Origin of the sequence: Pseudoxanthomonas sp. LjRoot127 (assembly GCF_964253495.1) — a bacterium.
Classification (GTDB): domain Bacteria; phylum Pseudomonadota; class Gammaproteobacteria; order Xanthomonadales; family Xanthomonadaceae; genus Pseudoxanthomonas_A.
On record NZ_CAXUQR020000001.1, the window covers coordinates 3,435,163 to 3,447,667 of the forward strand.

At 66.7% G+C, this 12,505-nt stretch carries 10 protein-coding genes; 8 read left to right on the top strand and 2 right to left on the bottom strand.

Annotated elements, in window-relative coordinates; all coding sequences use genetic code 11:
- Positions 1-84: 84 nt before the first annotated feature.
- Positions 85-546 carry a nuclear transport factor 2 family protein gene (locus tag ACSQ19_RS16155; RefSeq protein WP_435998391.1) on the top strand — a complete coding sequence of 154 codons (462 nt, stop codon included), beginning with the start codon at positions 85-87 and terminating at the stop codon, positions 544-546.
- 7 nt (positions 547-553) lie between these two features.
- On the opposite strand, the gene ACSQ19_RS16160 is transcribed toward ACSQ19_RS16155, so the two are convergent.
- Entirely contained in the window at positions 554-1,018 is a 465-nt protein-coding gene (locus ACSQ19_RS16160; protein ID WP_435998393.1) for a hypothetical protein, read from the bottom strand.
- A 153-nt stretch (positions 1,019-1,171) separates the two neighbouring features.
- On the opposite strand from ACSQ19_RS16160, the gene ACSQ19_RS16165 reads away from it, so the two are divergent.
- Positions 1,172-3,628 (top strand): S9 family peptidase, encoded by a 2,457-nt coding sequence (locus tag ACSQ19_RS16165; RefSeq protein ID WP_435998395.1) that lies wholly within the window; start codon positions 1,172-1,174, stop codon positions 3,626-3,628.
- Positions 3,629-3,693: 65 nt separating this feature from the next.
- Here ACSQ19_RS16165 and acnA read toward each other — a convergent pair whose 3' ends face one another.
- Complete coding sequence (gene acnA, locus ACSQ19_RS16170; protein ID WP_435998397.1) at positions 3,694-6,462, bottom strand: aconitate hydratase AcnA; 2,769 nt, start codon at positions 6,460-6,462, stop codon at positions 3,694-3,696.
- A 216-nt stretch (positions 6,463-6,678) separates the two neighbouring features.
- On the opposite strand from acnA, the gene ACSQ19_RS16175 reads away from it, so the two are divergent.
- The 6 genes from ACSQ19_RS16175 to ACSQ19_RS16200 all read left to right on the top strand — a co-directional run bounded on the left by ACSQ19_RS16175 (position 6,679) and on the right by ACSQ19_RS16200 (position 12,489).
- Complete coding sequence (locus ACSQ19_RS16175; RefSeq protein ID WP_296282945.1) at positions 6,679-6,885, top strand: AbrB/MazE/SpoVT family DNA-binding domain-containing protein; 207 nt, start codon at positions 6,679-6,681, stop codon at positions 6,883-6,885.
- Complete coding sequence (locus ACSQ19_RS16180; protein ID WP_299342519.1) at positions 6,882-7,283, top strand: type II toxin-antitoxin system VapC family toxin; 402 nt, start codon at positions 6,882-6,884, stop codon at positions 7,281-7,283. Before ACSQ19_RS16175 ends, ACSQ19_RS16180 begins: the two co-directional genes overlap by 4 nt.
- A gap of 52 nt (positions 7,284-7,335) precedes the next feature.
- Positions 7,336-9,927 (top strand): bifunctional aconitate hydratase 2/2-methylisocitrate dehydratase, encoded by a 2,592-nt coding sequence (gene acnB / locus ACSQ19_RS16185; protein WP_435998400.1) that lies wholly within the window; start codon positions 7,336-7,338, stop codon positions 9,925-9,927.
- A gap of 147 nt (positions 9,928-10,074) precedes the next feature.
- Positions 10,075-11,103, top strand: coding sequence for a ketoacyl-ACP synthase III (locus tag ACSQ19_RS16190; RefSeq protein ID WP_435998402.1), 1,029 nt, complete (start codon positions 10,075-10,077; stop codon positions 11,101-11,103).
- On the top strand, positions 11,100-11,351 hold the full coding sequence (locus tag ACSQ19_RS16195; RefSeq protein WP_296282949.1) for an acyl carrier protein: 252 nt from the start codon (positions 11,100-11,102) through the stop codon (positions 11,349-11,351). Before ACSQ19_RS16190 ends, ACSQ19_RS16195 begins: the two co-directional genes overlap by 4 nt.
- Positions 11,344-12,489, top strand: a complete 1,146-nt coding sequence (locus tag ACSQ19_RS16200; RefSeq protein ID WP_435998405.1) for a hypothetical protein — start codon at positions 11,344-11,346, stop codon at positions 12,487-12,489. Before ACSQ19_RS16195 ends, ACSQ19_RS16200 begins: the two co-directional genes overlap by 8 nt.
- The last annotated feature ends 16 nt before the right edge of the window (positions 12,490-12,505 follow it).

Consider the following 12,505-nt stretch of genomic DNA (forward strand, 5'->3'; position numbering starts at 1 on the left):
CCTCCCCAGGGTCTACGGGCTGCCTCGCGGCATGCATGTGGGCGAGCGCCGAAAGGGGCGCCTGCCGGGAGCATACCGTTCCGGATGGAAAAGGCGAAGGTTTCGATGGCGAAGATCGGGCAGGCTTTCATCGCGGCGGCGGCGCTCGTGCTGGCGACGCTGGTGGCGTGCAGCGCGGAAACACCCGAGGCCCAGCTGCGGCACCGCGTGGGAGGCATGCAGGCGGCCGTCGAAGAGAAACGCGTCGGCGATTTCATGGATGGCGTCAGCGACGATTTCACCGGGCCGGCCGGCATGGATCGTGCTGCGTTGCACAACCTGGTGCGTGCACGCACGTTCGCGAACGCACGCGTGGGGACGACGACCGGTCCCCTGGACGTGCGGGTCGATGGAGACAATGCGACGGTGTCGTTCCAGGTGCTGCTAACCGGCAGTACGGGCCGGCTCCTTCCGGAACAGGCGCAGACCTACGATGTCACCACCGCATGGCGTCGGGAACAAGGCGACTGGCGGATCTACCACGCGCGCTGGAACGCGCCCCGCTGACCGCGCGCTATTTCGCCGGCGACAGCTTTCCGGCACTCCACCGGTAGCGCAGCGTCCTGGGAACGGTCGGGCAGCAGCGCGCGTCGTTGGGTCCGGGCCACTTCGTCTTCAGTTCGACGGTGCCGTTGCGCACCACCATGCCTTCCACGCTGCCCAATGGTTCGTCGGTCTCGCCCGCGGGCACGTAATGCGGCCCTTTGCGTGCCAGCACCGTGACGCCGTGATGCCAGTAGGTGGGGCCCAGCATCGTCCACAGCACGACGACTTCCGGCTCGCCGTCACCGTCCAGGTCGGCCACGGCGACATCGCCCGCTTCATAAGCTTCCTGCGGGCCCGCGCTGGCCTGCCGGGTGGCAAGGAACTGCTCGGCGATGCGCCTGGCCTGATCGGTGTCGGGCGCTGCAGCGCGGGCGTGGGCACAGAAGGCGAGGACGAGGAGCAGGCTGGTGGAACGCAGGACAGGAACTCCCATGGCGGCGTCTCGGACGACCTTCGACGAAGGCCTTCAAGGGGCATAACGCACCAGGCGCAGCCGACCGGCAAGCGTTCCTCGCACGCCGTGCCCGGTCTTGCCACGACCCGGGGGAGCCGTGATGATCGGCGTATCAAAACGGGGAAACCGCTCATGTCGATTCGCTGGAAACTCCTGGCGTGCCTGTGGCTGGCCGCTGGAAATGCCTTCGCGCAGGATGCGCTGCCGTACCAGACGCCGCCGGCCGAGATACTGCAGCTCGCCGACGTGCAGCGACCGCCCACCGTCGCGACGGACAGCCGCAAGCAGCACCTGGTGCTGTTCTACCGCGACACGTTCAAGTCGCTGGCAGAACTGTCCGACGAGGAGCTCCGTCTCGGTGGCCTGCGCGTCAATCCACGCACCAACATCGCCAGCACCACCACCTACTTCACCAACCTGAAGGTGCAGGATCTGCAGCGCGGTGGCGCGCAGCAGGTGACGGGTTTGCCTGCGGCGCCGCGCCTGGCGAATTTCACTTGGTCGCCCGACGAACGCCGGCTGGCGTTCACGCACACCACGCGAACCGGCGTGGAAGCGTGGGTGATGGAACTGGCCACTGCGCAGGCCACCCGCCTGACCGAGGCGCGGGTCAACGGCAACGTGGGCAATCCGCTGACCTGGTTCCGCGACAACCAGGCCTTGCTGGTACGCATGTTGCCGGCGCAACGCCCCGCGCTGCTCGATACGGCGCGTTCCGTTCCGACCGGGCCGACGGTGTCGGTGAGCGATGGCAGCAAGGCACAGAACCGCACCTACCAGGACCTGCTGAAGAATCCGTCGGACGAAAACAATTTCGCCGTGCTCGCCACGTCCGAACTGCACCGCGTCCCGCTGAAGGGGCGCGCGACGCTCTGGCGTGCCGCGGCAATGCATACCGGCGAATCGTTCTCGCCGGATGGCCGGTACGTCCTGCTGCGCACCCTGCAGAAGCCGTTTTCCTACCTTGTGCCCTATGGTCGCTTCCCGTACCGCGCCGACGTGGTGGAAACCACCGGCAAGCCGGTGACGACCGTCGTCGAAGCCCCACTCGCTGAAAACCTGCCGAAGGGTTTCATGGCCGTGCGCGCGGGTCGTCGCGATGTCGAATGGCGTGCGGACCAGCCCGCCACGCTGGTCTGGGCCGAAGCGCTGGACAAGGGCGATCCGGCGAACGACGTGCCCTTCCGCGATGAAGCCTTCGCCTGGCAGGCACCGTTCACTTCGCCGCCGCAGTCGCTCTTCAAGACCGTCGACCGCGTCCAGGGCATCCTGTGGGGCGACGACACGCATGCGATCGTCACCGATTACTGGTGGAACACGCGCCATACGCGGACCTACGTGCTGGATCCGTCGAAGCCGGGCGCGCCGCTGCGCGAACTTGTGAGCCGCAGTTACCAGGACCAGTACAGCGATCCGGGGCAGTTCGAGACGCGGAAGAACAGCGCGGGTGAAACCGTGCTCGACCTGGACAATGGCCAGGCGTACCTTATCGGCGACGGCTTCACGCCCGAGGGGCAGTTCCCCTTCATCGATCGGATGGAACTGGCCACTGGCAAGAAGGAACGCCTGTACACGTCGCGTCTCGAAGGCCAGAAGGAAAGCATCCAGGCGCTGCTGGATCCCGCGCAGGGCACGGCGCTGGTACGCATCGAATCGCCGACCGAGTTCCCGAACTACTACGTGCGCCACCTGAAGCAGCGGATCGCACCGGTGCCGGTGACGCAGTTCGAGAATCCCTTCAAGGCCCTGCAGGGCGTGTACAAGGAAGTCCTGACGTACAAGCGCGCCGACGGGCTGCCGCTCACGGGCACGCTGTACCTGCCGGCCGGCTACGACCGAACGGCCAAGCGCGAGAAGCTGCCGCTGGTGATGTGGGCGTATCCCACCGAGTACAAGGACCGAGACAGTGCGGGCCAGAACACCACGAACCCGAACGAGTTCATCTTCCCGAGCTATGGCTCGCCCGTGTACTGGGTCGCGCGCGGTTATGCGGTGCTGGACGACGCGGCGTTCCCGATCGTGGGCGAGGGCAAGGACGAGCCGAACGACACGTTCATCAAGCAGCTGGTGGCCAACGCCAAAGCCGCGATCGACGCCGTCGACGGACTCGGGTACATCGATCGTTCGCGTGTGGCCGTGGGTGGCCATTCGTACGGCGCGTTCATGACCGCCAACCTGCTGACGCACTCGGACCTGTTCGCCGCCGGCATCGCGCGCAGCGGCGCCTACAACCGCACGCTGACGCCGTTCGGCTTCCAGCAGGAAGAGCGCAACTACTGGGAGGCGCCCGGTGTCTACAACGACATGTCGCCCTTCATGCACGTGGAGAAGATGAAGACGCCGCTGCTGCTGGTGCACGGCGAGGCCGACAACAACTCCGGCACGTTCACCATGCAGAGCGAGCGTTACTTCAATGCGCTCAAGGGCTTCGGTGCACCGGCACGCCTCGTGCTGCTGCCGAAGGAGAGCCACGGCTATGCGGCGAAGGAATCGGTCCTGCACCTGCTGTGGGAACAGGACCAGTGGCTGGAGCGGTACGTGAAGAACAAGGGGCAGGCGGCCGGCACAGCACCGGCTGCGGCTCGCTGAAACACGACTGCCTGCACGAAAAAGACCGCCTCAGGGCGGCCTTTTTCTTTTCCCGCTACCAGCACTCAGCCGGCCTTGCGCGCCGCCAGCTGGCGCAGCACGTAGTGCAGCAGCCCACCATGGCGGAAGTACTCCACTTCCTTCGGCGTGAGCAGCAGGACCTTGGCCTGGAACTCGACTTTCTTGCCGTCGGACTTGCGCGCGGTGACCGTGGCGGTTTTCGCAACGCCGTCCTGCAGGCCCGTGACGTCGAATGTTTCCGAGCCGTCAAGGCCCAGCGACTGGGCGTTCTGGCCATCGACGAACTGCAGCGGCAGCACGCCCATACCGACCAGGTTGGAGCGGTGGATGCGTTCGAAGCTCTCCGCGATCACCGCCTTCACGCCCAGCAGGTTGGTGCCCTTTGCCGCCCAGTCGCGCGAGGAGCCCGTGCCGTACTCCTTGCCCGCGATCACCACCAGCGGGACGCTATCGGCCCTGTACTTCATCGCCGCGTCGTAGATCGACAGCTTCTCGGGCGATCCGTTGCCGAAGTACAGCGTGTTGCCGCCTTCCTCGCCACCGAACATCAGGTTCTTGATCCGGATGTTGGCGAAGGTGCCGCGCACCATCACGTCGTCGTTGCCGCGGCGGCTGCCGTAGCTGTTGAAATCGACCGGTTGTACGCCACGCGAGATCAGGAAGCGCCCCGCAGGCGAATCCTTCTTGATGTTGCCGGCCGGCGAGATGTGGTCGGTGGTGATCGAGTCGCCGAACAGGCCGAGCACGCGCGCGCCATGGACGTCGTCGATGCTGCCGATGTCCATCGTCATGCCGTCGAAGTAGGGCGGATTCTTGATGTACGTCGAGTCGCCGTCCCACGCGTACAGGTCGCCGTCGGGCGAGGCGATGGTGTTCCAGCGCATATCGCCCTTGAACACATCGGCATAGTTCTTGGCGAACATCTCCGGGCCGATTGTGGCGGCGATGAAGTCGCCGATCTCCTTGTTGCTGGGCCAGATGTCCTTCAGGAAAACCGGTTGGCCGTCGCTGCCGGTACCGAGCGGTTCCGACGTCAGGTCGATGTTGGTGGTGCCGGCGATGGCGTACGCCACGACCAGGGGCGGGCTGGCCAGGTAGTTCATCTTCACTTCGGGATGCACGCGGCCTTCGAAGTTGCGGTTGCCCGACAGCACCGAGGCGACGACCAGATCATCGGCAGCGATCGCGGCCGACACGTCGTCCGGCAGCGGGCCGGAGTTGCCGATACAGGTGGTGCAGCCGTATCCGACCACATAGAAGCCGAGCTTTTCCAGATCGTCGAGGACGCCTGCCTTCTCGAGATAGTCGGTGACCACGCGCGAGCCCGGCCCGAGCGAGGTCTTGACCCACGGCTGCGCCTTCAGGCCTTTCGCCGCGGCGTTGCGCGCGAGCAGGCCCGCGCCCAGCATCACCGCCGGGTTCGAGGTGTTGGTGCACGAGGTGATCGCCGCGATCACCACGTCGCCATCGCGCAACTTCACCGCCGCGCCGCTGTGCGGCGAGGATTCGTGCGCGGCTTCGCTAGCCCCCACGGCCGTACCGCCGCCGCCTTCGTTCTTGAGCCGGTCTTCCTGCACCAGGTCGATGCGCTTGCGGCGCGCATCGGCGAACGGCACCAGGTTGTCGCGGAAGTTCTGCTTCACGTCCTGCAGCAGCACGCGGTCCTGCGGGCGTTTGGGGCCGGCCAGCGACGGCTTCACATCGCCCATGTCCAGCTGCAGCGTGGCGCTGTACTCGGCATGCGGGCTGTCCGGCGCATGCCACAGGCCCTGCGCCTTGGCGTAGGCCTCGACCAGCGCGATCTGTGCTTCGCTGCGACCGGACAGGCGCAGGTAGTTCAACGACTCGTGATCGATCGGGAAGATGCCGCAGGTGGCGCCATACTCGGGCGCCATGTTGCCGATGGTGGCGCGGTCGGCGAGCGGCAGGTGCTGCAGGCCGTCGCCGTAGAACTCGACGAACTTGCCCACCACGCCCAGCTTGCGCAGCATCTGGGTGACGGTCAGCACCAGGTCGGTGGCGGTCGCGCCTTCCGGCAGCTTGCCGGTCAGCTTGAAGCCCACGACCTGCGGAATCAGCATCGATGACGGTTGGCCCAGCATCGCGGCCTCGGCCTCGATGCCGCCCACGCCCCAGCCCAGCACACCGATGCCGTTGATCATCGTGGTGTGGCTGTCGGTGCCGAAGACGGTGTCGGGATAGGCGATGGCTTGGCCGTCCTTCTCCCCGGTCATGACCACGCGGGCGAGGTTTTCCAGGTTCACCTGGTGGACGATGCCGGTGTTCGGCGGCACCACCTTGAAATTGTCGAACGCCTTCTGGCCCCAGCGCAGGAAGCCGTAGCGCTCCTTGTTGCGTTCGAATTCGATCTTGCCGTTGAGGTCCAGCGCATCGGCGCTGCCGAACACATCGACCTGCACGGAGTGGTCGATGACCAGCTCGGAGGGGATCAGCGGATTGATCTGGTCCGGGCTGCCGCCGAGTTTCACCACGGCATCGCGCATGGCGGCAAGGTCGACGACGCAGGGCACGCCGGTGAAGTCCTGCAGCACCACGCGCGCGGGCATGAAGGCGATTTCGGTGTCCGGTTCCTTGGCGGCCTCCCAGGCAGCGACGGCCTGGACATGCTCCGGCAGCACGGTGACCCCGTCCTCGCAGCGCAGCAGGTTCTCGAGCAGGATCTTCAGGGAATAGGGCAGGCGGGCGAAGCCGCCCGCCGGGTCCAGCCGCTCGGCCAGCGCGGGCAGGCTGTAATACGTGTAGGACGTGCCGTTGACGTCCAGGGAACGTCGGGTGGCGAAGGAATCACTCATCGCGGAGGCTCCTGTAGCTGGGAGAGGGTGAGGTGACCAGACAGCATAAGCTGGCGGCCCTGCATGTCTTGTAGAGGCCTGCCCGGATTATCCGCCATGTATGAGACGGGCATGATTCGACCAAGGGTGCAGTCTGGTGGGGGATGACAGGCGCTCCGGGCTAGGGTATGCCAACTGAAGTATGTATAATTCTTCCATACTCAAGAGGGGCCGCTGATGGAAGCCACCGTTGCAGAACGCGGCCAGATCACCCTGCCGAAGGCCGTGCGCGATGCGCTGGGCCTGACCAAGGGCAGCGTGCTGAAGGTCGAGTTGGAGGGTAGCCGCATCGTGTTGCGGAAGAGCGTCGACGACGCGATTTCGCGCGTGCGTGGCAAGTTCGCCCTCGACGCCGACAGCCCGACGGGCGCCGTCAGCGAATGATCGCCGTCGACGCGCCCGTCCTGATCGAACTGCTGACCGATGGTCCGCGCGCGGACGCCGTCGAGGCGGGTCTGCGCCAGAGTCTCGGCAGCGGGCGTGTCGTCGTCTGCGATGCCGCGCTGGCGCAGCTGTGCGCCTCGCTGCGCAATGGTGCGGATGCCCTGGGCGCGCTCGAGGAAATGGGCGTGCATTTCAATGCCGTCGAAGCCAAGTCCGCCGTGCGTGCAGGCGAGATGCAGCGTCGTCACCGCCAGCGCGAAGGCGACGCCCGGCCCATCGCCGATTTCCTGGTCGGCGCGCACGCGCTGCTGCAGTGCGATGGCCTCATCACCTTCGACACCGCGTTCCATCGCGACTACTTCAAGGGCCTGAAACTGATCGTGCCCGCGAACGAATAAGCGTCACTCTGTTTTCCCATTCCACCGCATCACCGAACGACCGGAGCCACCCATGTTGGAAGCCTATCGCCACCACGTAGCCGAGCGCGCCGCGCTGGGCATCCCGCCGCTGCCGCTGTCGGCCCAGCAGACGGCCGAGGTCATCGAACTGCTGAAGAATCCGCCGGCCGGTGAAGAGGACTTCCTGGTCGAGCTGATCACGCATCGCGTGCCCGCCGGCGTCGACGATGCCGCCAAGGTGAAAGCGTCCTACCTGGCCGCCGTCGCGTTCGGTACCGAGAAGACCCCGCTGATCACGCCCGCGCGCGCTACGGAGCTGCTGGGCACGATGCTGGGAGGCTACAACATCCACCCGCTGATCGAGCTGCTCGACAACGCCGAGCTGGGCGCGACCGCCGCCGAAGGCCTGAAGCACACGCTGCTGATGTTCGACAGCTTCCACGACGTGCAGGAGAAGGCCGAGCAGGGCAATGCCCATGCGCAGGCCGTGCTGCAGAGCTGGGCCGACGCCGAATGGTTCACCAGCAAGCCGGAAGTGCCGCAGAGCCTGACCGTCACCGTCTTCAAGGTGCCGGGCGAGACCAACACCGACGACCTGTCGCCGGCGCCGGACGCCACCACGCGGCCGGACATCCCGCTGCACGCGTTGGCGATGCTGAAGAACAAGCGCCCCGACGCGCCGTTCTTGCCGGAAGAAGACGGCAAGCGCGGCCCGATCCAGGAAATCCTGTCGCTGAAGGACAAGGGCAATCTGGTCGCCTACGTCGGCGACGTGGTCGGCACCGGCTCTTCGCGCAAGTCGGCGACCAACAGCGTGCTGTGGTTCACCGGCGAGGACATCCCGTTCATCCCGAACAAGCGCTTTGGTGGCGTCTGCCTGGGCAGCAAGATCGCCCCGATCTTCTACAACACCATGGAAGACGCCGGCGCGCTGCCGATCGAACTCGACGTCTCGCAGATGAATCACGGCGACGTGGTCGAGCTGCGGCCGTACGATGGCAAGGCACTGAAGAACGGTGAAGTGATCGCCGAGTTCCAGGTGAAGTCCGACGTGCTGTTCGACGAAGTGCGCGCCGGTGGCCGCATCCCGCTGATCATCGGCCGCGGCCTGACCGCGAAGGCGCGCGAAGCGCTGAAGCTGCCGGCGACGGACCTGTTCCGCCAGCCGCAGCAGCCGGCCGACAGCGGCAAGGGCTTCTCGCTCGCGCAGAAGATGGTCGGACGCGCCTGTGGCCTGCCGGAAGGCCAGGGCGTGCGCCCGGGTGCCTACTGCGAGCCGAAAATGACGTCGGTGGGTTCGCAGGACACCACCGGCCCGATGACCCGCGACGAGCTGAAGGACCTGGCCTGCCTGGGCTTCTCGGCGGATCTGGTGATGCAGTCGTTCTGCCACACCGCGGCGTATCCGAAGCCGGTCGACGTGAAGACGCACCACACGCTGCCGGAATTCATCTCCACCCGTGGCGGCATCTCGCTGCGTCCCGGTGATGGCGTGATCCACAGCTGGCTCAACCGCATGCTGCTGCCCGACACCGTCGGCACCGGCGGCGACTCGCACACGCGCTTCCCGGTGGGCATTTCGTTCCCGGCCGGTTCCGGGCTGGTCGCGTTCGCCGCAGCCACCGGCGTGATGCCGCTGGACATGCCGGAATCGGTGCTGGTCCGTTTCAAGGGCGAGCTGCAGCCGGGCGTGACGCTGCGCGACCTGGTCAACGCGATCCCGTACTACGCCATCAAGTCCGGGTTGCTGACCGTGGCCAAGGCGGGCAAGAAGAACATCTTCTCCGGCCGCATCCTCGAGATCGAAGGCCTGCCGGACCTGAAGGTGGAGCAGGCATTCGAACTGTCCGACGCCTCGGCCGAACGTTCCGCCGCCGGTTGCACCGTGCGCCTGAACAAGGAGCCGATCATCGAGTACCTCACCAGCAACATCACGCTGCTGAAGTGGATGATCGCCGAAGGCTACGCCGATGCCCGTTCGCTGGCCCGTCGCATCGCGAAGATGGAAGCGTGGCTCGCCGACCCGCAGTTGCTGGAGCCGGATGCAGATGCCGAGTACGCGGCGATCATCGACATTGATCTCGCCGACGTGCACGAGCCGCTGCTGGCCTGCCCGAACGACCCGGACGACGTGAAGACGCTGTCGGACGTCGCGGGTACCGTGATCGACGAAGTGTTCATCGGTTCGTGCATGACCAACATCGGCCACTTCCGTGCCGCCGCCAAGCTGCTGGAAGGCAAGCGCGACATCCCGACCCGCCTGTGGGTCGCGCCGCCGACCAAGATGGACGCCTCGGAACTGACCAAGGAAGGCGTCTACGGTACGTTCGGCACCGCGGGTGCGCGCATGGAAATGCCCGGCTGTTCGCTGTGCATGGGCAACCAGGCGCAGGTGCGCGAGGGTGCGACGGTGTTCTCCACCTCGACCCGCAACTTCCCGAACCGCCTGGGCCGCAATTCCAACGTGTTCCTGGGGTCGGCCGAGCTGGCCGCGATCTGCTCGCGCCTGGGCAAGATCCCGACCAAGGCCGAGTACATGGCCGACATCGGCGTGATCAACGAGAAGGGCGCCGAGATCTATCGCTACATGAACTTCGACCAGATCGAGGAGTACCAGGACGTGGCGAAGACCGTGGCCGCCTGATCCTGGGCGGCTGCAGGGAGTCGAAGGCCCGGCCCAGCGCCGGGCCTTTTTTTTGGCGGCGCCGTCCGGTTGATGTCACATATAACGTTATTCGCGGAAACAAGGCACGTGCGGCGTCGGCTGCACCACGCAAGAAGGGGAGTCGAGTTGGCGCAGGCACGTATTCAGGGCATCCGCGTGGCGGGCGTCAGTACCTGCGTGCCAGCACGCCGGATCGACAACCTGGCCGAGGGCGAGCGCTATGGCGCGGACGAAGTGCGCAAGGTGGTGTCCATGGCCGGCGTGCGCCAGCGCCATGTGGTCGACGAGGGAACGACCGCGGCCGACCTTTGCCGTGACGCCGCCGAGCGGCTGCTGAAGCGACTGGGGTGGGAGCGCGACAGCGTCACCGGGCTCGTGTTCGTCACGCAGTCGCCGGACTACTTCCTGCCCTCGACCGCGTGCGTCCTGCATGCATGGCTCGGTTTGTCCGACCGCTGTGCCGCCTTCGACGTGGGGCTGGGGTGTTCCGGCTATCCCTACGGGCTGTACGTGGCTTCGAGCATGCTGCGGGCGGGGGGACACCAGCGCATCCTGATGCTGCATGGCGAGACACCCAGCCGCTTCACCGATCCGGCAGACCACGCCACCACGCTGCTGTTCGGCGACGCCGGGTCGGCAACGGCGCTGGAGACGGGCGACGACGAGGCTGCGTTCTGCCTGCATACCGATGGCGCCGGCCGCGAGGGGCTGATCATCCGCGGCGGGGCCTTCCGCGACCGGCATCCCGCCGACCCACGCCATCTGGCGCTGGAAATGGACGGCGCTGCCATCTTCAATTTCACCATCAAGCGCGTGCCGCCATTGGTGGCGGACACGCTGGCGCTGGCGGGGAAATCCGTGGACGACGTGGACCAGTACGTCTTCCACCAGTCCAACCGCTTCATCATGAAGCACCTCGCCAAGAAGTGCGGTCTTCCCGAGGCGCGGGTGCCCATGACGATCGAGGACACCGCCAACTGCGGCGGCCCCTCGGTCGCCGTCACGCTGACGCGCATGCTGGACAGCGCGCACGACCGTACGGTGATGCTGCTGGGCTACGGCGTCGGGCTGTCGTGGGGATCGGCGTTGCTGCCCATCCGCGCCGGAACGCCGCTGCTGCATGGCGAGCTGGCTGCGCTGGAGGCGTCGGCATGAACGCCCCGCGCATGAGCGAACAGGAGGTCCTGGCGATGATGGCCGAGGCGTTCTCCGAAACCTCGCCGCTCACGCCGTCGATGCGGCGCGAGGACATCGATGGCTGGGATTCGATGGGGGCGCTGATGTTGATGGCGGAACTGGACGAACGCTTCGGCCTGCACCTGGATGCCGAGGAATCGCGTGCCATGCAGGTGGTGTCGGACCTGTTCGCCTACCTGCGCCGCCATGGAGTGATGGATGACTGAGGGCAGGGCGGCGCGCCCCACGCTTCCGCCACTGGCGACCACCACGCGCATGTTCGCGCGCAGCCTGGGCTGGTCGCCGGAACAGCTGACCGCCACGTTCCGGCCCGCCACGTTCGACGATCTTCCGGCACTGCTGGCGTTCCGGCAGCGCAAGGGGTGGGACGACGACGCCTACCTGCGCTGGCGTTACGGACTGGACACCGGCGGCAGGGACGGGCCGGGCACGCTCTGGCTGCTGCGCGACGACACCGGCGTACTGGCCGTGATCGGCCGCGAGGCACAGCGCATCCACCATGCGGGCCGCACGCTCGATGGCCAGTTGCTGATGGACATCCAACTGCGACCCGACCTGGAAGGCGGGGGCGGGGGCGTCTGGCTCAACCAGATGATGATGGCGAAGGCAGACGTGACACTGGCGATCGGCGCCAATGCGCATTCGATCGGCCTGGTGAAGCGCATGTTCGCCGCCCTGCCGCAGCGCAGTTACCGCGTACTCCCGCTGGACAGCGCCGAGATGCTGCGGCAGCACGGACTGGGCACGTTCGCCGTGCGCGTTGGCGCGCCGGTGCTGGATGCCGGCTGGTCGCTGGTGCATCGCGCCGCGCAGCGCAGGTCGCGGTCCGGTATCGATGTGGTCGAGGTGGCGCAGGTGCCGACGGCGGACATCGAGGCGCTTCGCGCGGTGTTGCCTCCGCAGGTTGCGTGCGTGATGCCGTCGCCGGAGCACCTGCAGTGGCGGCTGTTCGACAACCCGCGTGCGCGCTACGACCTGATGGTCGCTTACCGGGCAGGCGTGTGCGTCGGCTACATGGCGGTGCGGAACGTGGCGGCGGATGGAACGGGCAAGGCCGGGCTGCACCTGCTCGACTGGAAGACCGCGGCCGCCGGCGCTGATGCCGCACTGATGACCCTGCTGCAGGCCGCCGTTGCGCGTGCGCGCAAGGAGCGCTGCAGCCGGGTCTTCACTACGGTGCTCGACGAACAGGCCGCGCCGCTGCTGAAACGTTTGGGCTTTCTCGGCCGCGAGTCGCCTTCGCTGGTCGCGGGCGTGCATTCGGCGGTTCCGCTGCCCGGCAACGGCGGGCACGGACGCTGGCAGATCACCGACCTGAGCTTCGACAGCGATGGCATCTACTGACGGGCCCTGCCGGGTG